Origin of the sequence: Variovorax paradoxus (genome assembly GCF_009498455.1) — a bacterium.
Taxonomy (GTDB): Bacteria; Pseudomonadota; Gammaproteobacteria; order Burkholderiales; family Burkholderiaceae_C; genus Variovorax; species Variovorax paradoxus_H.
The window spans coordinates 2,851,122-2,873,713 of sequence record NZ_CP045644.1 but is presented as its reverse complement, the minus strand read 5'-3'; the positions used below and the strand labels follow the sequence as shown (position 1 = coordinate 2,873,713).

The following is a 22,592-nucleotide window of genomic DNA, read 5'->3' as shown; positions in this document are numbered from 1 at the left end:
CGAACGCCGCCCTGCGCAGATCAGCGTGGCGTGGGCAGTGCGGTCGCCAGCGCGGCCAGCGCCGCCACCACCTTCTGCACCGACTGCGCGGCGCGCGCGTCTTTCAGCGCGCCGCCGGCATCGAAGGCCTCGTTCGCGCGCCCGAGTGCGAACTGTTGCGGCGCCACCAGCATCGCGAAGGCCATTTGCAGGTACTGGCGCAGGAAGTTCATCGAGCGCAGCGCGCCCAGCGGCCCGGGCGAGGCCGACAGCAGCGCGGCCGGCTTGTTGGCCGTAGCGGCCAGGCCGCCTGCGTGGCCGTCGCCCGGCGGAATGCGCGAGAGCCAACTGAAGGCGTTGATGACCAGCGGCGTCGGAAAGCCGTTGTACTCGGGCGTGACGAGCAGCACGCCGTCGCTCGCCGCGATGGCGCTGCGCAGCTCGAGCGCCCCGGCCGGCACGCCCGAGGCGGCCTCGAGGTCGCCGTCGTACACGGGCAGCGCGAGCGCGCGCAGGTCCATCTCCGTCACCTGCAGGCCGGCCGCGCGCGCGGTGGCGGCGGCCACGGCCGCCAGCTGGCGGTTGAGCGAGCCGTCGCGGGCGCTGCCGGGAATGATCAGGATGCGGGGACTGTCCATGCGAGGCTCCTTGCCGTGCGTTGAAATGAAGAAAGCCGCGCCGCAGGTTTCGCGTGCGGCGCGGCGTTCGTCAGTGTCGCATCGAGGATGCGATCCGGTGTGTCAGCTGCGCTGCGAATCCAGCTGCTCGCTGTTCGTCACAACCTCCTGCGCCTTCATGTAGCTCTCGATGAGCAGCTGATACGGCGGGAACACGGCGCTGTAGGCCTCGGCCCATTGCGCGGCATCGTCGCGGTGCCAGGTCTTCTGCACTTCGGAGCACACGCCCGCGGTGTCGATCGGCACCACGCCGGCCTGCACCACGCGCGCCAAGGTGATCTCTTGCGCCATCTTCGAGTACGTGCCCGAGGCGTCGACCACCGCGAACACGCGGTAGCCGTCGTACACCGCCGAGATGCTCGGGAAGGCCATGCACACGCTGGTGATGGTGCCGGCAATGATCAGCGTGCCGCGCCCGGTGGCCTTCACGGCGGCCACGAACTCGGGGTTGTCCCAGGCGTTGATCTCGCCCTTGCGCGCCACGTACTGCGCATGCGGCGCGTACTTGTGCACTTCGGGAATCAGCGGCCCGTTCGGTCCTTGCGGCACCGAGGCGGTGGTGATGACCGGGATCTTCGCCAGCGTCGCGACCTTGGCCAGCGTGGTGACGTTGGCGCGCAGCTCGGTCATCGGCATGTCCTTCACGGTCTGGAACAGGCCGCTCTGGTGGTCGATGAGCAGCATCACGGCGTCGCCCGCGTCGATGACGGGCTTGGCGCCGTTGAAGTTGGCGACGTTGTTGGGGATGGTCACGGCGTGCTCACTTTCCCTGGGTCAGCTGCGTGTAGCTGGTGATGAGGTTGCGGTAGTCGGGGATGTGGTTGGAGAACAGCGTGCCCAGCCCCTCGATGTCGTTGCGCCAGTCGCGGTGCAGCTCGCAGGCCACGCCGAACCAGGACATCAGCTGCGCGCCGGCGGCCGACATGCGGTCCCACGCGGCCTGGCGCGTCACGTCGTTGAAGGTGCCCGATGCATCGGTGACGACGAACACGTCGAAGCCCTCTTCGAGCGCCGACAGCGCCGGGAAGGCCACGCAGACCTCGGTGACCACGCCGGCGATCAGCAGTTGCTTCTTGCCCGTGGCCTTCACGGCCTTGACGAAGTCCTCGTTGTCCCAGGCATTGATCTGGCCCGGGCGCGGAATGTAGGGCGCGTCGGGGAACTGCGCCTTCAGCTCGGGCACGAGCGGGCCGTTGGGGCCGTTCTCGAAGCTGGTGGTCAGCACCGTCGGCAGCTTGAAGTAGCTGGCGATGTCGGCCAGGGCCAGCACGTTGTTCTTGAACTTGTCGGGATCGATGTCGCGCACCAGCGAGAGCAGGCCGGTCTGGTGGTCGACCAGCAGCACGGCGACATCGTTCTTGTCGAGACGGGTGTAAGGCTTGGACATGGGAGGCTTCCTTTGGGAGGTTGAATGTCGGGGGAAAATGGCCCCCGATGCATGTCCGTCAGCGTAAAAGCGCCCCCAAGATTCCGGTAGTCGGCGCAAGTGGCCTGCAGCGTTCCATCCTGTGGACGATGGCAACACCCGTGCGCAGCGGTCGGATGAATTCGCGGCCGCCGGAGCAATGCCGGCGCACCGGGTAAAATACCCCTACATGTCCCGCTGGTTTGCCGCTACCGTCCTCGCTTTCATGCTGTCCTGCTACGGCTTCGCCGTGCTCGCGCATGGGCTGATCGGCGGCAACCATGTGACGTCGTCGGGCGAACGCCAGACCGTCGCAACGCTCGCCATGGCACTGGCCGATGGCGGCGACAAGGACGTCGGCAAGACGTCGTCGGAAGACCCGTCCGCCATGGACGAAGCCGGCTCCGAGCACGCCGAACTGCTTGACGCCCGACCCCACGCACGCAACCTGCTCGTGCTCTCCGCGCAACCGCCGCGACTGGGCTCCACCTCGGTGCTCTCGCCGCTGCTCGACCGGCCCAAGCGGCCACCCCGGCCGCACGCCCTCCTCGCCGCCTGAGGCCGCGCGGCGGCGAGCGAACGCCTGAGGACTGAAAAGTCCGGGCGTTTGCGCTCACCCATCCGGCCCGTCGCCGTTCTTGCGCGACGACCCTGCCCCTTCTTTTTCAGCCGTCCGACGGCCCCGCCGCACGTGTCACGCGACCCGTCCGGCCCTCTCTCTTTTTCAGGATTTTTCGATGAACTCCAGCCAATCGGCCTACCCCTCCAGCTTCGGCGCACCGTTGGCCTCGGTCCAGGAACGCAACCGCGTTCTGCGCAACACCTACTGGCTGCTCGCGCTGTCGATGGTGCCCACCGTGCTGGGCGCCTGGCTCGGCGTGGCGACCGGCCTCACGCGCGCCATGTCGCCGGGCATCGGCATCATGGTGTTTCTCGGCGGCGCCTTCGGCTTCATGTACGCCATCGAGAAGACCAAGAACTCCGCCGCCGGCGTGCCCGTGCTGCTGGCCTTCACCTTCTTCATGGGCCTGATGCTGTCGCGCCTGGTCGGCAGCGTGCTCGGCCTGGCCAACGGCGCCAGCCTGGTGATGACCGCCTTCGCCGGCACCGGCGGCATCTTCCTGGGCATGGCCATGCTCTCGACGGTCATCAAGCGCGACATCTCGGCCATGGGCAAGTGGCTCTTCGTGGGCGCCATCGGCCTGCTGGTGGTGGGCATCGCCAATGTCTTCATCCAGTCGAGCGCGCTGATGATGACGCTGTCGGTCGCCGCCATCGGCATCTTCTCGGCCTTCATCCTGCACGACCTGAAGCGCGTGAAGGACGGCCTCGAAACCAACTACATCTCGGCCACGCTGGGCGTGTACCTGAGCCTGTACAACGTGTTCCAGTCGCTGCTGGCCCTGCTGGGCATCGCCGGCGGCCGCGACGAGTAAGCGCGCCGGAACGACAAGCAAGCAAGGAAGGAAACACCATGCGCCTCACCACCAAGGGCCGCTTCGCGGTCACCGCGATGATCGACATCGCCCTGCACGGCCGCTCGGGCCCCGTCACGCTGGCCTCGATCAGCCTGCGCCAGCAGGTCTCGCTCTCGTACCTGGAACTGCTGTTCGCCAAGCTGCGCCGAAACGGGCTGGTCGAATCCACCCGCGGCCCCGGCGGCGGCTACTCGCTCAGCCGCAAGGCCGCGGAGATCACGGTGGCCGACGTCGTGCTCACCATCGAAGACCTGGGCGCCAGCAAGGCGCGCCCGCGCGCGGCGGGCTCGGACGACGAACCCGGCCGCTGCGAGATCGACGACCTCTGGGCCTCCGTGAACCTGCGCGCCGTCGAGTTCCTGCGCTCGATCTCGCTGCAGAGCCTGGTCGACGAACAGAAGGCCAAGGGCGTGCAGCCCGCCACCAGCGCGGCCGCCCGCCGCACGACCGCCGTCGTCGGCACGCCGGTGCGCAAGCCCTTCGTGGTCGACGCGCCGAACTCGGTGTTCGCACTGGGACGTCGCCACAGCACGAGCAGCTGACGCCAGGAAGGACGCGCCGGGTCGGCCTTGAATGTGCCGCCCGCGCGACCTAGACTGGAATGGCAAGGCACCCGCGGTGCCGGGGGCCAAGGAGCCTGCCATGTACAAGCGTGTTCTCGTCGCAACCGACGGCTCTTCGCTGTCGGACAAGGCGGTGGCCACGGCCATCGACCTCGCGCTGCTCACCGGCGCCGAGCTGGTCAGCGTCAACGTCGCGCACATCCAGCCGTACGGCTATTTCGAAGGCTCGATGCTGCTGAACCAGACGGATTTCGAAGCCAACCAGAAACACGTCGAACAGGCGGCCCAGCGACTGGCCGATGCGGTGCGCGACACCGCGCTGGCCAGGGGCGTGCGCCGCGCCGATGCGGTGGTCATGAAATCGAACCAGGTGGCCGAGGCCATCATCCAGACCGCGAAGAACCAGGACTGCGACCTCATCGTGATGGCCTCGCACGGGCGCCGCAGCCTCGCGCGGCTGCTGATGGGCAGCGAGACGCTGCACGTGCTCACGCACTCGCACGTCCCGGTGCTGGTGCTGCGCTGAACTGAACGACGGTGGCACCGCACACGCGGTGCGCGCTTATCTGGTCGCGGCGGATTCGACGGTCTCGACGACCGTGCGACCGGCCGGCGGGCACGATGGCCCGGCATCGCGGCCGAAGCAGCGCGCGGCCTGCGTGCGCGCCTGGGCCTCCTGCACATGGCGCGCTTCGGCGGACTCGACCTGGTAGTCGAGCAGCCATTTCATGAGCAGCAACATCGCGATCACCAGCCCGAGCGCCACACCCAGCAGCGTGGTGCGCCAGTTGCGCGGACGCGCTGCGGACGGCGCGCGGGCCGGTGCTGCGCTGCTTTCCATCGCAGTGAAGCCCGCAAGGCTGCGGGACGCGCCGCCGTCATGGATGCGGCGGCGGGGCGGTTCGGGCGTCGCGGAACGCGCGGACACCGAAGTCTGCGCGCGCTTCACGCGCGGCGCATGGGCAGTGTCCGAAGGCAGGTGGCGGGCAGGCATGACGGGGGCGATTATGAACGCCGTGCGCCCTCGATCCGTGCCTCTGGCGCCACACCCGCTCGACCGTTACAACGCCGGCCCCAGACCGATCGGCGCGGGCACCACGTTGACGATGCGCGTGAACAGTGCGGCGTAGACCTCGTCGGGCGCGTTCTGGTCGGAGAACAGATCGCGGTTCTCGCCGAAGGCCGCGTCGAGCTCGCGCCAGTCGTCCGCATTGAGCACGCGCTCGGCCAGCGGAAGAATCTCGCGCTCCTCCTGCGCCATGTGCTCGAGGTAGAAGCTCACGTACTCGTTCATCGCCCATTCGAAGGCCGCGCGCCGCGGCTCGCCGAGCATCTCGAACGCGAGCAGCGCGTGCTCGACGTGGCGAATTTTTCGCTCGCCCCAGGCATGGTCGTTGTCGAGCTTGTCCATCAGGTCGCGCGAGATCGGCGTGCAGGCGCGCAGCCGGGGAAAGAGCAGCTCGGTCTCCTTCGGGTGGTGGCGCTTCTCGGGAAACTCGTCCACGTAGAACAGCATCGCGCGCAGCGTCGCGAAGTCGGGCATCGTGCCCTTGCGGCGGTGCTGGTCGAGCAGCATCACGATGGAACGCAGCATGGCCGCCAGCGCGGCGTGCTCCTGGCGAATGATCTTCACCGCGACATGGGTCATGAGAGGTCTCCTTCTTTCTTCGAAGGCCCAAGGGTCGCAAGCCCGGGGCCGTGCGGGCTTGCTCCAGATCAAGGCCCGTGCACGCGGCCAGGCACAGACTGGCACGGCATCTCCTCTTTTCTTTCTTCAACGCACTCCTGGAGGTTCCACACCATGTACCAACACATCCTGGTTCCCGTCGACGGCAGCTCCACCTCCGGCGAAGGCCTGGCCGAAGCCATCCGCCTGGCCAGGCTCACCGGTGGGCGCCTGCGGCTCGTCCACATCCTCGACGAGCTCTCGTTCGCGCTCGGCATGGACGCCTACGCGGGCCATTCGGGCGACTGGCTCGAGGTGCTGCGCACCAACGCCGTGACGCTGCTGGAGAAGGCGCGCGCCCAGGCGCAGGCCGAAGGCGTCGAGGCCGACGTCGTGCTGCGCGACGGCTTCAAGGCCGGCGCGGTCCACGACCAGGTGGTGACCGAGGCCATCGCCTCGAAGGCCGACCTCATCGTGCTCGGCACGCACGGCCGGCGCGGCCTGAGCCGCTGGGCCATGGGCAGCAACGCGGAGCACATCCTGCGCATGGCGCCCGTGCCGGTGCTGCTGATCCGCGCGCCTGAAATCGCGGCCAAGGAAGACCACGAGCGCTTCAGCCTGCCGGACGGACGCGTGGCGAGCCAGTGAGTCTTGCGACGCGCGATCGCTCAAAGACAAAAAGCGCGGGCCGGTGCAACACCGGCCCGCGCTTTTTCTTTGCCGGAGCCTCTCAGGCGTAGGAACGCAACCGCACCGCAAAGGCCGCCAGCGGCGCGATGCCGCTGGCTTCGGCGCGTTCGCACCAGTCCTGCAGCCGCTTCACGAGCTGTTCGCCGGTGGCGCCCGAACGGCTCCACAGCGCCGTCAGTTCACGCCGCATGGCGTACATGGTCTCCAGGGCCTGCGAGGCCACCAGCGCCTGCGTGAGCTGCGCATGACGCGTGGCGTCGAGCGCCTTTTCTTCCTTGCCGAGCCAGGGCCGCGCGGCGCGCAGTGCGCGGGCCTGGCTGGGTGCGAGCGCATGCATGCGGGCCAGCTCTTCGGTGCAGGCCTGCTTCAGCGAGCGCGAGTAGTTCGACAGCACGTCGTAGTGGTGCCGGATCACCGCCTGCACCGTGAGCAAATCGACGGTGGCGCGCGGCGCGGTGAGGCGCGGCGTCGGCGCCAGGTGCTTCACCTTCGCCAGCCCCACCGCCTGCAGCGCGCGGATGTAGACCCAGCCGATGTCGAACTCGAACCACTTGTTCGACAGCTTGGCCGAGGTCGGGAACGCGTGATGGTTGTTGTGCAGCTCTTCACCACCGATCAGCAGGCCGATGGGAAAGATGTTCGTGCTCGCGTCTGCCGCCGGCCAGTTGCGGTAGCCCCAGAAGTGGCCGATGCCGTTGACCACGCCGGCGGCCCAGAACGGAATCCACGCGATCTGCACCACCAGCACCAGCGCGCCCGGCAAAACGCCGAAGAGCGCCATGTCGATCAGGCCCATGCAGGTGATGCCCAGCGTCTGGTAGCGCGTGTAGAGCCGGCGCTCGAGCCAGTCGTCGGGCGTGCCGTGGCCGTAGCGGCTCAGCGTTTCGGGGTTGCGCGCCTCGGCCACGTACAGCAGCACGCCGCCCCAGAGCACGCGCTTCAGGCCCACCACCTGCGGGCTGTGCGGGTCCTCGGGCGTGTCGCACTTGGCGTGGTGCTTGCGGTGCACGGCCGCCCATTGCTTGGTGACCATGCCCGTCGTCATCCAGAGCCAGAAGCGGAAGAAGTGGCTGGCAATGGGGTGCAGGTCGAGCGCGCGGTGCGCCTGGTGGCGGTGCAGGAAGATGGTGACCGAGGCGATGGTGACGTGCGTCAGTGCCAGTGCGGCCAGCAGCACGCCCCACCACGGGAGGTCGAGCGCGCCCGAGAAAAGAAAAGATGCCATGCGTACGTACCCTTCAGACACGGTGGACAGTGGCCGCGATTCTCGGAAGCGCCCCGCCCGCAGGCCTTGCGCCAGATCAACGGCGCGCGCTGCGGCTGCCACAGCCGCAACTTGCGTGCTACGCTTCCCGGGCTCCCTGCGCCCTCCCCGTGGCGCCGGCGTTTTTTCTCCCAGCCCCCGCATGACTTCTGCCCCCCACATCGCGGTGCTCGACGACGAGGTCGACATCACGCTGCTGCTGGCCAACTACCTCCAGGGCCACGGCTTTCGCGTCACCCAGATCCACGACGGCGCGGCGCTGCGGGCGCTCATGGCCGCCGACCCGGCCGACCTCGTGCTGCTCGACCTCGGCCTGCCCGGCGAAGACGGTTTTTCCATTGCCCGCCACATCCGCGAGAACTGGCGCTGCGGCCTCGTGATCGTCACCGGCCGCGGCGACCCGGTCGACAAGGTGGTGGGCCTCGAAGTGGGCGCCGACGACTACGTGACCAAGCCCTTCGACCTGCGCGAGCTGGTCGCGCGCGTCAAGGCCGTGCTGCGGCGCCTGACGCCCGAAGCACCCGCTGCTGCTGTCGCCGCGCCCACGCCGCCCGAGCGCCTGCGCTTCGCCGGCTGGCGCCTGGACACCGCCGCGCGCAGCCTCAGCAACGCGCAGGGCGAGGCCGTGCCGCTGACCACCGGCGAGTTCGACCTGCTGTGCGCCTTCGCCCGCCACCCGGGCCGCGTGCTCTCGCGCGACTTCCTGCTCGAGCAGACGCGCGGTCGCGAGGCCGCGCCCTTCGACCGCACGATCGACGTGCAGGTCGGCCGGCTGCGCAAGAAGATCGAGGCCAACGCCGACGATCCGCAGCTCATCAAGTCGGTGCGCGGCGCGGGCTACATCCTCGTGCCGCCGGTCACCCATGGCTGACGACCAAGCGCCGCAGCAACCGTCCATCGCGGGCCTGCCCTCGGGCGTCGAGGAAGGCAGCGTGTTCCGCTCGCTGTTCGCCGCCTACCCCGATTCGCTGCTGGTGGTGGACCAGTCGGGCCGCATCGTGCTGGCCAACCCCTCGGCCGCCGCCATGCTCGGCTACGCGGCCGACGAGCTCGTGGGCCTGAGCGTCGAAGCGCTCGTGCCCGACAGCATCCGTCCGCGCCACGCCGCGTTCCGCGAAGCCTACGGCCGTGCGCCGCGTCCGCGCCCGATGGGCACCGACATGGAGCTCGTCGCCAAGCGCAAGGACGGCAGCGAGGTCATGGTCGAGATCGCGCTGAGCCCGCTGCAGAACCAGGGCCTGCCGTTCGTGGTGGCCGCGATCCGCGACATCGGCGCCTACCCGCGCGTGAAGCAGGCGCTGCAGCGCGCGCGCTACAGCGAACACCTCGCGCAACTGGGCCGCCTGGCCGTCGATACGCGCGACCTGCAGGTGGTGCTGGCGCAGGTGCCCGACATCGTCGCGACCGCGCTGCAGGTCGAGGTCGCGATGGTGTGGCTGCTCGACGGCACCCAGCGCGAGTTCCGCCTCGCGAGCGGCGTAGGGCTGCTCGCCGACGAAAGCGTCGGCCTGCGCATCGCCAACCGGCCCGACACGCAACCGGGCTACGTGTTCTCGCAGGGCTGCCCGGTCGTCGTGCCCGACTACCGCGAGGAGCGCCGCTTCGCCGTGCCACCCGCGTACCTCGAGGCCGGACTGGTGAGCGCGCTGGCCGTGCCGCTGTCCGACCGGGGCCGCGTGACCGGCATGCTGTCGGTGCGCGCCACGGCCGCGCGGCGTTTCGGCGACGAGGAGGTCCGCTTTCTCGAATCGGTGGCCAGCCTGCTGGCCACCAGCCTGCAGCGCGTGCAGACCGAAGAGGCACTGAACCACGCACAGCGCCTGGAGAGCGTGGGCCAGCTCACCGGCGGCATCGCGCACGACTTCAACAACCTGCTCACCATCATCCAGGGCAACCTGCAGGTGCTCGAGGAGCTGCCGCAGCTCGCGGCCGACGGCTACGCGCAGCAGCTCGTGGCCGCCGCCGCGCGCGCCAGCCGGCGCGGCGCCGAACTCACGGGCAAGCTGCTGGCCTTCTCGCGGCGCCAGATGCTGCAGCCCGACGCAGTCGACGTGCGGCAGATGCTGCACTCGCTCACCGACATGCTGCGCCGCACGCTCGACCAGCGCATCCAGATCGAGATCGACACGGCCGACGCCTGCCCCGCCGTGCGCGCCGACCCGGGCCAGCTCGAATCGGCGCTGCTGAACATCGCCATCAACGCGCGCGACGCCATGCCCGAGGGAGGGCGGCTGCACTTCCGCGCCGAGGCCTGCGACGCCCTGCCCGCCACCGTGCGCCAGGAACTCAGCGACGCCGACGCCGGCCGCCGCTTCGTCGCGCTCTCCATCGCCGACAGCGGCACCGGCATGACCGACGCGGTGATGGAGCACATCTTCGAGCCCTTCTTCACCACCAAGGAAGCGGGGCGTGGCACCGGCCTGGGCCTGAGCACGGTGTACGGTTTCGTGAAGCAATCGCGTGGCGCCATCGCCATCGACAGCAAGGTCAACGGCGGCACCACCGTGACGCTCTACCTGCCGCAGGTGGAGGCCGATGCGGCGAACACAGTGGCGCCCGCCGACGAAGACCTCACCGAAGTGGAAGCCGAGGCCACGCTGGCACCCGGCCTGCGCGTGATGCTCGTCGAAGACGACGCCGAAGTGCGCCAGGTCGTCCACACCTTCCTCACCACGCTGGGCTGCGAGGTGGTGACTGCTGCCAACGCCGAACAGGCCCTGCCCGCCATGGCCGCCGAGGCCACGCCCTTCGACCTGCTGCTGAGCGACATCGCGCTCGGCCCCGGCATGCGCGGCACGCGGCTGGCCGCCGAGGCGGTGCAACGCCAGCCGCGGCTCGCGGTGCTGCTGATGTCGGGGTTCTCGGCGGAGCTGCTCGACGCCGACCGCGAAGCGCCCCCGGGCTGGGAGCTGCTGCGCAAGCCTTATTCGCGCAGCGAGCTGGCGCGTGCGATGGCGCGGGCGCTGCTGGCTGCGCGCGAGTGAGCGGCGTCTCGTCTTACTGAAGCATGGCAGGCGCCGGCGCCAGGCAGCGCTGCACGAAGGCCGACAGCGCACCCACATCGGGAATCTGCACCTCACGCCGGCCCTTGGTGGCAAAGCCGATGACCTTGTCGCGCGCCAGCCGCGACAGCGCACGGCTCACGCTTTCGAGCGTCATGCCCAGGTAGTTGCCGATTTCGGCGCGCGTCATGCGCAGCGTGATCTCGTCGGTGCGCATACCGCGGTCGGCCAGCGACTCGGCCCAGTAGCGCAGGAAGTCGGCCACGCGCGCGTCGGCCGGCAAGGTGCACACCGACATCAGCGAATCGCGGTCGTGCGCGATCTCGCGGCTCATGGCGGCGTGCAGCATCTGCAGCAGCGCGGGGTGCGCGGTGCAGGCCGTCAGCAGCGATTCGTAGGGCACGACCCAGACCTCGCCCGTGTCCATCGCCACGGCGTCGCACACGTAGCGCTGGCCCGCGATGCCGTCGAAGCCCAGCCAGTCGCCGCGGAACTTGAGACCCACCACCTGCTCGCGGCCATCGGCCGAGAGGTTCACGATCTTGAAGAAGCCCGAGTTCAGGATGTAGAGGTTGCCGAAGCGTTCGCCGGCCTGGTAGATCACATCGCCCGTGTGCACCATGCGGCGCTGCGGTTGCAGCTGCTCGGCCAGCACGCGCAGGCGCTCGGCCGTGCGCCGGCCCGCGTCTTCCTTCTGCACCGTCGGAAGGGGCCGAAGCGGGAGGATGGGATGGGGGCGGGCACTCGTGAGCATGGGGATTCCTCGGCGTTCTGTCTTGTGTAGCTTTCGCCTGCGATCAGGCGATGTCTCGATGCTAGGAAGCGCGAGGCCCCGCAGTGACAACGGCCCGCATCGGTGCGTAACGTCGGGTGAACGCTCTGTGTCCGGCGTGTAACAGCGGCCCCGGCCTTGATGTGCGTCAAGGCGGGAAACACAAGGCTGGCTAGCCTCCGCGAGACACATGTCGAACCTTGCCATGCACTCCTTCGCCGCTGCGCTGTCGCCCCAGAAAGAAGCCAGCCTGCTCGGCCGCGCCCGGCTGCTCCAGCGCGCCGCGCTCGACGGCGCCGCGCCGCCGCGGCTGCTGCGCGGCAAGAACCTCGGCCTGCTCAGCGAGACCGGCGACAGCGACGCGCTCGCCCTGCTGCGCCAGGCCGCCGAAGAGCTGGGCGCGCAGGTCGCGACCATGCGCTCCAGCCTGTCACCCGCCACGCCGGTGCAGGAGCTGCAGCACACGGCGCGCATGCTCGGCCGGCTTTACGACGCCGTGGCCTGCGAGGGCATCGATGCGGCGCTGGTGCGGCAGATCGGCCAGCACGCGGGCATTCCGGTGCACGACGGTGCGGCAGCCGACAGCCACCCCACGGCCGCGCTCGCGGGGCTGCTCGGCGAGCGCACCGCACCGGCCGACAACCGGCGGTTCGTGCTGCAGGCGCTGCTGATCGAGAGCATCGGCTGAAGGCTTGTCCGACGCCCTGAAAAAAGGACTGGGCGCGCGACGGCGCCGTGGCACGCCTACAGAGCGATGAACGCCGCCCCCACCAGCGCCGCACCGCCAACGATCGAGGCGATCGCGCCGATCATGTTGCCGAGATAGACCACACGTTCGCATCCCTCGCCGGCCGACAACCCGCGACGGCCGGTCAACGCGGCCAGCGGCGTAGAGACACAGAATCCATAGGCCGACACGATCAGGGCGATGGCAATGGTCCACGCCAGAGGCGCCGGCGCAGACACCGATGGCAGCCATGCGGCAACCGCGAACATCAAGGTTGCACCGATCGGCAGGCTCAAGTGCGCGACGCGCCAGGAATTCACGACGTGAGCCGCGGCATTGCGCTTGATCGCTCGCGCATAGGGCGCGCCCAGCAGCAATCCGAACAACAAGACGAGGGAACCGTGAAAGGCGAGATGGCGGGCGGCAGAGAGCATGCGGTTCCAGAGGACATCAAAGCCGCGAGCTTAAATGCCGACCGACGCCATCCTTCGGCGACATCGGCGACGGATGAACGGGTCGTCAGCCGCACCAATCGGCAATGCGATGGCTCAAATCCATCCACAACGCCTGCAACGCCACCGCCGCCAGCAACACACCCGCCAGCCGCGCCCCCCAGGCCTGGCGCGTGCCGCTGTCACCCCACCCGCGCAGCCGCTGCCACAGCCACGGCGCTGCGAGCAGCGACACGCTGCTGCCGAGCGCGAACAGTGCCATCGTCGAGGCGCCCTGCCACGGCCCGTTGCCCAACGCGGCCAGCATCAGCGCGGAGTAAAGCAGGCCGCAAGGCATCGCGACCCACAGCGTGCCCGTGGCGAGCACGCCCAGCAGCGAGCTGCCGGCCCTCGGGCGCAGACGCGCTTCGAGCGCGCGCCCGGCGCGCTGCGCCCACAGCGGCTGGCGACCCGCGACAGCGAGCACCACGCCCCACGCGAGCACGAACACATGCAGCATCACCCACAGCGGCCGCCAGGCCGCGACCTGCGCGCTCGCTGCGCCCAGGCCGTGCAGGCTCGCGGCGGCGACGGCGCCGGCCGCTGCGTAGCTCGCCATGCGGCCGAGGTGGAAGGCGACCGGTGCGATGGCGTGCGTGGCCTGCGAGGGCCCACCCGCCGGCACGATGCGGATCACCGCGGACGACACCGCGCCGCACATCGCCACGCAATGCGGCCCGCCTGCGAGCCCCATCAGCAATGCGGCGCCGGCGAGTGCGGGTGAGTCCATACCGTCCTAGACCACGCGCGAGAAGCGCGTGCGCGTCGCGGCGCAGTAGCGGTCGAACACCATCGCCACCGCGCGCACGAGGAACCAGCCGGCCTCGGTGACCTCGATGGCGCGCGCCGACAGGCACACCAGCCCCTGTTCGGCCATGGGCGCCAGCGCGGCGCGTTCGGGCGCGAAGTAGTCCGCAAAAGCGATGCCGTGCGCGGCCTCGACGGCGTCGAAGTCCACGCGGCCGCGGCACATCAGCGCCATGATGACGTCGCGGCGCAGCACGTCGTCGTCCGACAGCGCGAGGCCCTTGACCACGGGCAGGTGGCCCTGGTCGAGCAGCGCGTAATAGTCTTCGAGCGTCTTCGCGTTCTGGCTGTAGGTCGCGCCCACGCGGCCGATGGCCGACACGCCGAGCGCGACGAGGTCGCCGTCGGGCTGCGTGCTGTAGCCCTGGAAGTCGCGGTGCAGCCGGCCCTCCCGCTTGGCCACGGCGAGCGGATCGTCCGGCAGTGCGAAGTGGTCCATGCCGATGTAGACGTAGCCGGCTTCGGTGAGCGCGGCAATCGCGCGACCGAGCATGCGCACGCGCGTGGGCGCATCGGGCAGTTCGTCGGCGGCGATGCGCCGCTGCGGCTTGAAGCGCTCCGGCAGGTGGGCGTAGGCATACAGCGCGATGCGGTCGGGCCGCAGGTCGCGGATCTGCGCGAGCGTGCGCTCGAACGAGGCGTCGTTCTGGCGCGGCAGGCCGTAGATCAGGTCGACATTGATCGAGCGAAAGCCCAGCGCGCGCGCCGTGTCCATCAGCGCGAAGACCTGTTCTGCCGGCTGGATGCGGTGCACGGCCTGCTGCACGGCGGGGTCGAAGTCCTGCACGCCGAAGCTCAGGCGGTTGAAGCCGAGCGCGGCCAGCGCCGCCAAGCGCTGTGCATCGACGGTGCGCGGATCGATCTCGATCGACTGCTCGCCGCCCGGCACGAAGGCGAACGCACGGCGCAGCATCGCGACCAGCTCGCCCAGTTCTTCGTCGTCGAGGAAGGTCGGCGTGCCGCCGCCCAGGTGCAGCTGGCCGACGGGCGCGTCGGGCCCGAGTTGCGCGACCTGCAGCGCCACTTCGCGCGCGAGGTAGTCGAGGTACGCGCGTCCGCGTTCGCGGTGCTTGGTGACGACCTTGTTGCAGGCGCAGTAGTAGCACAGCGATTCGCAGAACGGGATGTGCACGTACAGCGACAGCGGCTCGCCCGCCGTGTCCGCGTCGCGCCGTTGGTGCAGCGCCTGGGCGTAGTCGCCGGCGCCGAAGCTGTCGACAAAGCGGTCGGCCGTGGGGTACGAGGTGTAGCGCGGGCCGGGCACGTCGAAGCGGCGCAGCAGTTCGACGGGCAGCACGGAGGGCGTGTCGGGAATGGCAAGGGCGAGCGTCATTGCGCGGTCTCTTTCTCTGACGGCAGAGCCAGCAACGTGGTGCACGCGCTCGAGGCCGCTGCCATCAGCCAGAACACGAAGAAGGACACGGTGTAGATGCCTTGGCGCGACATGTGCAGCGCGTCCGCGCCGCAGTAGGAGTGGACCGGGTCGATCAGCGCGAACACCAGCACCTCCATGCCGCAGGCGACGAGGAACGACGGCCAGAGGATGCCGGCCACGCGGCGCATGGCACTCACTGCGCGCCCCGCTTGGGCACCGGCACGTCGCCCTCGGGCGTGGCCGCATGGTTGCGCCCGGCCTGCGCCGGCATCAGTTTCTTGTCGGCGAGCGTGCGGTTGATCTCGATGCCTTCGCGGTAGTAGTCCTCCGACACCAGCACCTCGGGCGTGCGCAGCGCCAGCCAGACGGTCGCGATGCTCACGAGCACCACGACGGCGGGCCCTGCGATCACCAGCCAGACCAGTGGATAGCGCCACCAGGGGCCGGAGGTTGCGGGCTCGTTCATCGGCAGGGCGTCGTTCATGGGAAGACCTTTCAGCGCGGCACCAGGAAGACCGCTTTTTCGGAAACCTGCGCCGCGCCATCCACCTGCCGGATGTCGAAGTGCACCGTGTGCGAACCGGCCGGCGCGGCGCCATAAGGCACCTGCAGCCGCACGGCGACCCAGCGCGCCTGCGCGGGCTCGACCTCGACGGCCTCGTCGGGCGACACGCTCATCCCGTCGATGCCGCGCGCGGCGATGCGGTAGTGCTGCGTGCGCTCGGTCGCGTTCATGATCTGCAGCCGGTAGACGTTCTCCAGCCGCCCGCCCTCGACGATGCGCGCCAGCGAGGCGCGGTCGCGCACCACGTCGACCTTCAGCGGCGTGCGCACGACCAGGCTGGCGAGCAGGCCCACCACCAACAGCGCGAGCAGCGCGGTGTAGATCAGTACGCGCGGTCGCAGCACGCGGCGCCAGAGCTGCCGGCGCGACCAGCCGGCCTCCATGCCGTTCTGCGTGTCGTAGCGGATGAGGCGCGGCGCGTAGCCCATCTTGTCCATCACGCTGTCGCAGGCGTCCACGCACAGGCCGCAGCCGATGCACTCGTACTGCAGGCCCTGGCGGATGTCGATGCCCGTGGGGCACACCTGCACGCACAGGCTGCAGTCGATGCAGTCGCCCAGGGCGGCGCTGCGCGGATCGACGGCCTTGCGGCGCGGTGCGCGCGGCTCGCCGCGCTGCGGGTCGTAGCTGACGATGAGCGTGTCGCGATCGAACATCGCGCTCTGGAAGCGCGCGTACGGGCACATGTACTTGCACACCTGCTCGCGCATGAAGCCGGCGTTGCCATACGTGGCAAAGCCGTAGAAGAACACCCAGAACACTTCCCACGAGCCCATCTGCGTCTGCAGGAAGGCCATGCCCAGCTCGCGAATCGGCGTGAAGTAGCCCACGAAGGTGAAGCCGGTCCACAGCGCGATGCCGATCCATACGAGGTGCTTGAAGGCCTTCTTCACCAGCTTCTCGAGCGAGAACGCACCGGCGTCGAGGCGGATGCGCGCGCTGCGGTTGCCTTCGATGCGCTGCTCGACCCACAGGAACATCTCGGTGTAGACGGTCTGCGGGCAGGCATAGCCGCACCACAGGCGGCCGGCCACGGCCGTGAACAGGAAGAGCGAGAGCGCGCTGATCACCAGCAGGCCCGACAGGTAGATCAGGTCTTGCGGGTACAGCACCAGCCCGAAGATGTAGAAGCGGCGCGCGGCCAGGTCGAACAGCACCATCTGCCGCTCGCCCCACTCCACCCAGGGCATGCCGTAGAACACCAGCTGGGTGAGGAAGACCATGGCCCAGCGCCAGCGCGCGAACAGGCCCTGCACGCTGCGCGGGTAGATTTTTTTCGTCGCCTCGTAGAGACCGACCTCCGGCGCAGCGGCGGGTGGTGCGCTGGCGATGGGAATGACGGTCCTTCGCGTCATGGCGTCCCGGCAGGCGGGTTGGACATGCCCCACACGTACGACGCCAGCAGCTTGATCTGCGCCTCGGTCAGGCGGCCCTCCTGGGCGGGCATGGCGCTGTGCTTGCCCTCGTTGATGATCTGCACGATGGCGGCCTCGCCGTAGCCGTGCAGCCAGATGCGATCGCTCAGGCGCGGGGCGCCCATCGCGGCGTTGCCCACGCCGCCGATGCCGTGGCAGGCCGCGCAGGCCGCGAACTTCGACTTGCCCAGGCCCGCACGCAGCGAGTCGTGCGGCTCGCCCGACAGGCTCAGCACGTAGTTGGCGACGTTCTTCACGTCGTCGGGCGAGCCGACCATGGCGGCGGCCGGCGGCATCACGCCGGTGCGGCCCTTGGTGATCGATTCGACGATCTTGTCGGGCGTGCCGCCGTGCAGCCAGTCGGCATCGGTGAGGTTCGGAAAGCCCTTGCTGCCGCGCGCGTCGGAACCGTGGCACTGCGCGCAGTTGTTCATGAACAGGCGCTCGCCGATGGCGTGGGCCTGCGGGTCGCGTGCGGCCTCTTCGATCGGCATGGGGGCGTAGCGCGCATACACGGGCTCCAGCGCCTGCGTGGCCTTGGCCATGTCTTCCTGGTACTCGCCGCGCGAGCTCCAGTCGTGCGTGCCGCGGAAGCTGCCCAGGCCGGGGAACACGGCCAGGTAGCCGATGCCGAAGACGATGGTCAGCACGAACAGGCCCACCCACCACATCGGCAGCGGGTTGTTGGATTCGCGCAGGTCTTCGTCCCACACATGGCCGGTGGTGTTGTCGGCGTCCGAGGCCACGCGCTTGCGCGCCGTGAGCCACAGCAGCAGCACGCAGCCCAGGATGCTCAGCAGCGAGGCCACGGCCACGTAGCTGGACCAGAAGTGACTGATGAAATCGCTCATGGTGGGCTCCCCGTCAGTCTTGCTCGAAGGGCAGGCGTGCCGCTTCGGCGAAGCGCTCCGTGTTGCGGCGCGAAGAAGCCCAGGCCACGATGCCGATGAAGACAACGAAGCAGGCGATGGTCGCGGCGATGCGCAGGGTGGTGATGTCGGTCATGGGGCGTTGCCTGTTCTTTCTTCTTACTTGAGCGCCAGGCCCAGCGATTGCAGGTAGGCCACGGTGGCGTCCATGTCGGTCTTGCCGGCCACCTCGTCGGCGGCCTTGGCGATCTCTTCGTCGGTGTAGGGCACGCCGACCTTGCGCAGCGCGCGCATGTGGGTGGCGATGCTGCCGCCGTCGACCAGCCCCTTCTCCAGCCACGGGTAGGCCGGCATGTTCGACTCGGGCACGAGGTCGCGCGGGTTGTTCAGGTGGATGCGGTGCCACTCGTCGCTGTAGCGCCCGCCCACGCGGTGCAGGTCGGGGCCGGTGCGCTTGCTGCCCCACTGAAAGGGGTGGTCGTACACGAACTCGCCGGCCACCGAGTAGTGGCCGTAGCGCAGCGTCTCCGAGCGGAACGGACGGATCATCTGCGAGTGGCAGTTGTAGCAGCCCTCGCGCAGGTACACGTCGCGCCCCGCGAGCTGCAGCGGCGTGAGCGGCTTCACGCCCTGCACCGCCTCGGTGGTCGACTTCTGGAAGAACAGCGGCACGATCTCCACGAGGCCGCCGATGGCCACCACCAGCAGGATCAGCACGATCATCAGCAGGTTGTTGGTCTCGACCTTCTCGTGCGTGAAGCCGGTGGCGGCGGGCGCGGGGGTCTTGGTGTCAGGTGCGTTCATCGTGCGTCCTCAAAGGCTTCGGGGCTTCAGGCGTGGGCGGCGGCAACGGCCGGGATCTCGGCGCGCACCGAGCGGCCGCTGATCACGGTCATCCAGACGTTCCAGGCCATGACCAGCATGCCGCCCAGGTACAGCACGCCGCCGATCACGCGCACCAGGTAGTAGGGGAAGGTGGCCTTCACGCTTTCGACGAAGGTGTAGGTCAGCGTGCCGTCGGTGTTGATCTCGCGCCACATGAGGCCCTGCATCACGCCGGCGATCCACATCGCGGCGATGTACAGCACGATGCCGATGGTGGCCATCCAGAAGTGCACATCGATGGCCTTCACGCTGTACATGGCCACGCGGCCGTACATGCGCGGGATCAGGTAGTACAGCGAGCCCATGGTGATGAAGCCCACCCAGCCCAGCGCGCCGGAATGCACGTGGCCCACGGTCCAGTCGGTGTAGTGGCTCAGCGCGTTGACGGTCTTGATCGACATCAGCGGGCCTTCGAAGGTCGACATGCCGTAGAACGACAGCGCGACGATCAAAAAGCGCAGGATCGGGTCGGTGCGCAGCTTGTGCCAGGCGCCCGACAGCGTCATCACGCCGTTGATCATGCCGCCCCAGCTGGGCGCCAGCAGGATGAGCGAGAACACCATGCCCAGCGACTGCGTCCAGTCGGGCAGCGCGGTGTAGTGCAGGTGGTGCGGGCCGGCCCACATGTAGGTGAAGATCAGCGCCCAGAAGTGCACGATCGACAGCCGGTAGGAGTACACCGGGCGCCCCGCCTGCTTGGGGATGTAGTAGTACATCATTCCGAGGAAGCCGGCCGTGAGGAAGAAGCCCACGGCGTTGTGGCCGTACCACCACTGCACCATCGCGTCCTGCACGCCGGCGTAGGCCGAGTAGCTCTTCATCCAGCCGGCCGGAATGGCCGCGCTGTTGACGATGTGCAGCAGCGCCACCGCGATGATGAAGGCGCCGTAGAACCAGTTGGCCACGTAGATGTGGCGCACCTTGCGCAGGCCGATGGTGCCGAAGAACACGATGGCGTAGGCCACCCAGACCACGGCGATCAGGATGTCGATGGGCCACTCGAGCTCGGCGTATTCCTTGCCGCTGGTGTAGCCCAGCGGCAGGCTGACGGCGGCGGCAACGATCACCAGCTGCCAGCCCCAGAACACAAACGAGGCCAGTGCCGGTGCGAACAAACGGACCTGGCAGGTGCGCTGCACCACGTGGAAGCTCGTGGCCATGAGCGCGCAGCCGCCGAACGCGAAGATCACCGCGTTGGTGTGCAGCGGACGCAGGCGACCGTAGCTGAGCCAGGGAATGCCGAGGTTGAGGTCGGGCCAGGTCAGCTGCGAGGCGATGATCACGCCGACCAGCATGCCGACCACCCCCCAGACCACCGACATGAGTGCGAACTGCCGCACGACGGTGTCGTCGTAGATGGCCGCTGGAGGGTGCGTGGTCTGCTGCATCGTGGTGCCCGTTGATGTGGTTGGCGGGCAGTGTCCTTTGGCTATTGCTGCCCAGGCTTGATGCAGATCAAGGTGTCAGTCGTTGTTCAAAATGCGGTCGCCTTCGACCTCGATGTCCTCGAACTGGCCACGCTCGATGGCCCACCAGAGCCCGCCCAGAATCGCGAGCACGAGCACCACCGACAGCGGCACGAGGAGGAACAGCACGTCCATCTCAGGCCCCCGCCGCCTTGCCGGGCGCTGCGAGCCGCGCCGCGTTGAGCACCACGAGCAGCGAACTCGCCGCCATGCCCAGCCCCGCGAGCCACGGCGGCAGCCAGCCGACCACGGCCAGCGGCACGCACACGGCGTTGTAGGCCGCGGCCCAGAACAGGTTCTGGCGCACCACGCGCAGCGTGCGGCGCGCCTGCGCCACGGCCGCGGGAATGGCCTGCAGCGCATCGCCGAGCACCACGAAGTCCGAACGTGCGCGCGACAGCGGCACGGCGTGGCCGAAGGCGAACGACGCATTGGCGCGCGCCAGGCTCGGGCCGTCGTTCAAACCGTCGCCGACCATCGCCACCTCGCGCCCGGCCGCCTGCAGCTGCCAGAGCACCTCGAGCTTGTCTTCGGGCGCGCAATCGCCCTGCACCGCCGCGATGCCGGCCTGCGCGCCGATGGCGCGCGCCGCGTTGTCGCGGTCGCCGGACAGCAGGCGCACCGACAAGCCCTGCGCCTGCAGCGCCGCGACGGCTTGCGTCGCATCGGGACGCAGCTCTTCTGCGAGCACGAAGCTGGCGATCCAGCCTTCGTTGTCGCTCAGGTGGATCTGCGCCGCATCCACGTCGAGCGGCTGCACCTCGCAGAACGACGCCGAGCCCAGGCGCACGGGGCGCGCGTCGCGGTCGTCCACAGCATCGCGCCGGTGCAGCGACGCGGCGACGCCCTGCCCCACCGTCTCGCGCAGCTGCGTCGCCGACCAGGCCGGCGGCGCGCGGAACTGCGCCTGCCAGGCGTTCACGAGCGCACGCGCGGCCGGGTGCAGCGACAGCGCCGCGAGCGCCGCGCCGATCTCAAGCGCATCGCCGGGGCGCAGGCCCTGGCGGCAGTACACGCGTTCCAGGCGCGGCGTGTCGCCCGTGAGCGTGCCGGTCTTGTCGAACACCACGGTGTCGACGCCGGCCAGCGCTTCCAGCGCCTGCAGGTTCGACGTGAGCACGCCGCCGCGCGCCAGGGCGCCCGCGCTCGCGAGCATCGCGGCCGGCGTGGCGAGCGACAACGCGCAGGGGCAGGTGACGATCAGCACCGCCACCGCGACCATCAGCGCCTTGCCGGGATCGACCGACCACCACAGCGCGCCCGCGCCGAAGGCACAGGCCAGCACGGCGATGAGAAAGGGGCGTGCGATGCGGTCGGCCAGCCGGGCCAGGCGCGGCTTGTCGAGCGCGGCGTTTTCCATGAGCCGCACGATCTGAGCGAAGCGCGTGCCCTCGCCCACCGAGGCGATGCGCACCTGCACCACGGCCGAGAGGTTGTGGCTGCCCGCGAGCACGCGGTCGCCGCAGGGGCGCGGCACGGGCCGCGACTCGCCGGTGAGCAGCGCCTCGTCCGCGGTGGTGTCGCCGTCGATCACCGTGCCGTCGGCCGGAAAGGCCTCGCCGGGGCGCACGCGCACCACGTCGCCCGCCGCGAGCCGGCGCACCGCCACGCGGGTCCATCCGCCGTCGGCCCCGAGCCGTTCGACGCCGTCGGGCAGCCGGTGCATCAGCGCCTCGAGCGCGCCGGCCGTGCGGTCGCGCAGCCGCGCCTCGAGCCAGCGACCGGTAAGCAGGAAGAAGACGAACATCGTCAGCGAATCGAAGTAGACCTCGTGCCCCAGCGGCCCCGTGGGGTCGAAGGTGGCGGCGGTGCTCACCACGAAGGTGATGACCACGCCGAAGGTCACGGGAAGGTCCATGCCGATGCGCCCGGTGCGCAGGTCGCGCCAGGCGCTGCGAAAGAACGGCCCGCACGAGAACAGCACCACGGGCAGGCTGAGCACCCACGAGGCCCAGCGCAGCAGCTGCGCCGCATCGGCCGTCATGTCGCCGGGGCGCGCGACGTAGGCCGGGTAGGCGTACATCATCACCTGCATCATGCAGAAGCCCGCGACCAGCCAGCGCCACAGCGCCATGCGCAGTTCGCGCGTGCGCGTTTCGCGCGCGCTGCGGCTGCCGGCCGGCAGCAAGGGGTAGCCCACGCGCGCGCTGGCCTCGAACCAGCGCGAAGGCCGCGTGGCCGCAGCCGACCACACGACGCGCGCGCGCCGGCTCGCGGCATTCACCTGCACCTCGAGCACGCCGGGCACCTGCGCCAGAGCGGCCTCGACGGTGAAAGCGCAGCCCGCGCAATGCATGCCCTCGACCGCCACATGCGATTCCCAGCGACCCGTGGCGGCATCCACTTGGCGGCCGAACGCGGCCCACTCGGCGGGGTCGTCGAGCAACTGCCAGGCGTCCGCGCGGGCATCGCCGCCAGCGGACGATGGCAGGGACGGAAACGGCGCGAGCGCGGCGGAAGCTTGCATCGGGGCAGGCTAAGGGCCCGGCCGATGCA

The 22,592-nt window shown here is 69.5% G+C and carries 27 protein-coding genes; 8 read left to right on the top strand and 19 right to left on the bottom strand.

Annotated elements, in window-relative coordinates; translation table 11 throughout:
* Window positions 1-20: 20 nt before the first annotated feature.
* The 3 genes from GFK26_RS13140 to ycaC form a co-directional block, all read right to left on the bottom strand.
* On the bottom strand, window positions 21-617 hold the full coding sequence (locus tag GFK26_RS13140; protein ID WP_153282344.1) for an NADPH-dependent FMN reductase: 597 nt from the start codon (window positions 615-617) through the stop codon (window positions 21-23).
* A gap of 102 nt (window positions 618-719) precedes the next feature.
* Entirely contained in the window at window positions 720-1,340 is a 621-nt protein-coding gene (locus GFK26_RS13135; RefSeq protein ID WP_153285958.1) for an isochorismatase family protein, read from the bottom strand.
* A 76-nt stretch (window positions 1,341-1,416) separates the two neighbouring features.
* A complete protein-coding gene (gene ycaC / locus GFK26_RS13130) occupies window positions 1,417-2,043 on the bottom strand; it encodes an isochorismate family cysteine hydrolase YcaC (protein WP_153282343.1) in 627 nt (208 codons plus the stop codon).
* A gap of 121 nt (window positions 2,044-2,164) precedes the next feature.
* Between ycaC and GFK26_RS13125 the strand changes: the two genes are divergently transcribed.
* The 4 genes from GFK26_RS13125 (at window position 2,165) to GFK26_RS13110 (ending at window position 4,628) form a co-directional block, all read left to right on the top strand.
* Window positions 2,165-2,620 (top strand): hypothetical protein, encoded by a 456-nt coding sequence (locus tag GFK26_RS13125; protein ID WP_228122004.1) that lies wholly within the window; start codon window positions 2,165-2,167, stop codon window positions 2,618-2,620.
* A gap of 178 nt (window positions 2,621-2,798) precedes the next feature.
* Window positions 2,799-3,497 (top strand): Bax inhibitor-1/YccA family protein, encoded by a 699-nt coding sequence (locus GFK26_RS13120; RefSeq protein WP_153282342.1) that lies wholly within the window; start codon window positions 2,799-2,801, stop codon window positions 3,495-3,497.
* A gap of 38 nt (window positions 3,498-3,535) precedes the next feature.
* The gene (locus GFK26_RS13115) at window positions 3,536-4,081 is read left to right on the top strand and encodes an Rrf2 family transcriptional regulator (protein WP_153282341.1); all 546 of its coding nucleotides are present in this window, start codon (window positions 3,536-3,538) and stop codon (window positions 4,079-4,081) included.
* Window positions 4,082-4,181: 100 nt separating this feature from the next.
* Window positions 4,182-4,628 carry a universal stress protein gene (locus GFK26_RS13110; RefSeq protein ID WP_153282340.1) on the top strand — a complete coding sequence of 149 codons (447 nt, stop codon included), beginning with the start codon at window positions 4,182-4,184 and terminating at the stop codon, window positions 4,626-4,628.
* A 36-nt stretch (window positions 4,629-4,664) separates the two neighbouring features.
* Here GFK26_RS13110 and GFK26_RS13105 read toward each other — a convergent pair whose 3' ends face one another.
* Window positions 4,665-5,096, bottom strand: a complete 432-nt coding sequence (locus GFK26_RS13105) for a hypothetical protein (RefSeq protein ID WP_153282339.1) — start codon at window positions 5,094-5,096, stop codon at window positions 4,665-4,667.
* 66 nt (window positions 5,097-5,162) lie between these two features.
* Window positions 5,163-5,750 (bottom strand): hemerythrin domain-containing protein, encoded by a 588-nt coding sequence (locus GFK26_RS13100; RefSeq protein ID WP_153282338.1) that lies wholly within the window; start codon window positions 5,748-5,750, stop codon window positions 5,163-5,165.
* Window positions 5,751-5,903: 153 nt separating this feature from the next.
* On the opposite strand from GFK26_RS13100, the gene GFK26_RS13095 reads away from it, so the two are divergent.
* Window positions 5,904-6,416, top strand: a complete 513-nt coding sequence (locus tag GFK26_RS13095; protein ID WP_153282337.1) for a universal stress protein — start codon at window positions 5,904-5,906, stop codon at window positions 6,414-6,416.
* An 82-nt stretch (window positions 6,417-6,498) separates the two neighbouring features.
* On the opposite strand, the gene GFK26_RS13090 is transcribed toward GFK26_RS13095, so the two are convergent.
* On the bottom strand, window positions 6,499-7,683 hold the full coding sequence (locus tag GFK26_RS13090) for a fatty acid desaturase (RefSeq protein WP_153282336.1): 1,185 nt from the start codon (window positions 7,681-7,683) through the stop codon (window positions 6,499-6,501).
* 181 nt (window positions 7,684-7,864) lie between these two features.
* Between GFK26_RS13090 and GFK26_RS13085 the strand changes: the two genes are divergently transcribed.
* Entirely contained in the window at window positions 7,865-8,593 is a 729-nt protein-coding gene (locus GFK26_RS13085; RefSeq protein WP_153282335.1) for a winged helix-turn-helix domain-containing protein, read from the top strand.
* Complete coding sequence (locus GFK26_RS13080; RefSeq protein ID WP_153282334.1) at window positions 8,586-10,706, top strand: PAS domain S-box protein; 2,121 nt, start codon at window positions 8,586-8,588, stop codon at window positions 10,704-10,706. Before GFK26_RS13085 ends, GFK26_RS13080 begins: the two co-directional genes overlap by 8 nt.
* A 13-nt stretch (window positions 10,707-10,719) precedes the next feature.
* On the opposite strand, the gene GFK26_RS13075 is transcribed toward GFK26_RS13080, so the two are convergent.
* Window positions 10,720-11,478: a Crp/Fnr family transcriptional regulator gene (locus GFK26_RS13075; RefSeq protein WP_153282333.1), complete on the bottom strand. Its 759-nt coding sequence runs from the start codon at window positions 11,476-11,478 to the stop codon at window positions 10,720-10,722.
* Window positions 11,479-11,701: 223 nt separating this feature from the next.
* Here GFK26_RS13075 and GFK26_RS13070 point away from each other — a divergent pair, with 223 nt between their 5' ends.
* Entirely contained in the window at window positions 11,702-12,184 is a 483-nt protein-coding gene (locus GFK26_RS13070; RefSeq protein ID WP_228122003.1) for an ornithine carbamoyltransferase, read from the top strand.
* Window positions 12,185-12,240: 56 nt separating this feature from the next.
* Here the strand turns inward: GFK26_RS13070 and GFK26_RS13065 are convergent, their stop codons facing one another.
* From GFK26_RS13065 to GFK26_RS13010, 12 genes are all read right to left on the bottom strand, one after another.
* On the bottom strand, window positions 12,241-12,657 hold the full coding sequence (locus tag GFK26_RS13065) for a hypothetical protein (RefSeq protein ID WP_153282331.1): 417 nt from the start codon (window positions 12,655-12,657) through the stop codon (window positions 12,241-12,243).
* 85 nt (window positions 12,658-12,742) lie between these two features.
* Entirely contained in the window at window positions 12,743-13,444 is a 702-nt protein-coding gene (locus GFK26_RS13060) for a sulfite exporter TauE/SafE family protein (protein WP_153282330.1), read from the bottom strand.
* A gap of 6 nt (window positions 13,445-13,450) precedes the next feature.
* Window positions 13,451-14,854 (bottom strand): oxygen-independent coproporphyrinogen III oxidase, encoded by a 1,404-nt coding sequence (gene hemN / locus GFK26_RS13055; protein WP_153282329.1) that lies wholly within the window; start codon window positions 14,852-14,854, stop codon window positions 13,451-13,453.
* Complete coding sequence (locus GFK26_RS13050) at window positions 14,851-15,084, bottom strand: hypothetical protein (protein WP_228122063.1); 234 nt, start codon at window positions 15,082-15,084, stop codon at window positions 14,851-14,853. Before GFK26_RS13050 ends, hemN begins: the two co-directional genes overlap by 4 nt.
* A gap of 5 nt (window positions 15,085-15,089) precedes the next feature.
* The gene (locus tag GFK26_RS13045; protein ID WP_153282327.1) at window positions 15,090-15,380 is read right to left on the bottom strand and encodes a FixH family protein; all 291 of its coding nucleotides are present in this window, start codon (window positions 15,378-15,380) and stop codon (window positions 15,090-15,092) included.
* Window positions 15,381-15,391: 11 nt separating this feature from the next.
* Window positions 15,392-16,816: a cytochrome c oxidase accessory protein CcoG gene (gene ccoG, locus GFK26_RS13040; RefSeq protein WP_153282326.1), complete on the bottom strand. Its 1,425-nt coding sequence runs from the start codon at window positions 16,814-16,816 to the stop codon at window positions 15,392-15,394.
* On the bottom strand, window positions 16,813-17,727 hold the full coding sequence (gene ccoP, locus GFK26_RS13035) for a cytochrome-c oxidase, cbb3-type subunit III (RefSeq protein ID WP_153282325.1): 915 nt from the start codon (window positions 17,725-17,727) through the stop codon (window positions 16,813-16,815). The genes ccoG and ccoP overlap by 4 nt, the downstream gene beginning before the upstream one ends.
* Window positions 17,728-17,740: 13 nt before the next feature.
* Window positions 17,741-17,881 (bottom strand): cbb3-type cytochrome oxidase subunit 3, encoded by a 141-nt coding sequence (locus GFK26_RS13030; protein WP_153282324.1) that lies wholly within the window; start codon window positions 17,879-17,881, stop codon window positions 17,741-17,743.
* A gap of 23 nt (window positions 17,882-17,904) precedes the next feature.
* Window positions 17,905-18,549 (bottom strand): cytochrome-c oxidase, cbb3-type subunit II, encoded by a 645-nt coding sequence (ccoO, locus tag GFK26_RS13025; RefSeq protein WP_153282323.1) that lies wholly within the window; start codon window positions 18,547-18,549, stop codon window positions 17,905-17,907.
* A 26-nt stretch (window positions 18,550-18,575) separates the two neighbouring features.
* Window positions 18,576-20,018: a cytochrome-c oxidase, cbb3-type subunit I gene (gene ccoN, locus GFK26_RS13020; RefSeq protein ID WP_153282322.1), complete on the bottom strand. Its 1,443-nt coding sequence runs from the start codon at window positions 20,016-20,018 to the stop codon at window positions 18,576-18,578.
* Between the two features lie 75 nt (window positions 20,019-20,093).
* Window positions 20,094-20,231, bottom strand: a complete 138-nt coding sequence (ccoS, locus tag GFK26_RS13015; protein ID WP_062481719.1) for a cbb3-type cytochrome oxidase assembly protein CcoS — start codon at window positions 20,229-20,231, stop codon at window positions 20,094-20,096.
* A 1-nt stretch (window position 20,232) separates the two neighbouring features.
* Window positions 20,233-22,563: a heavy metal translocating P-type ATPase gene (locus tag GFK26_RS13010; protein WP_153282321.1), complete on the bottom strand. Its 2,331-nt coding sequence runs from the start codon at window positions 22,561-22,563 to the stop codon at window positions 20,233-20,235.
* Between the last annotated feature and the right edge of the window lie 29 nt (window positions 22,564-22,592).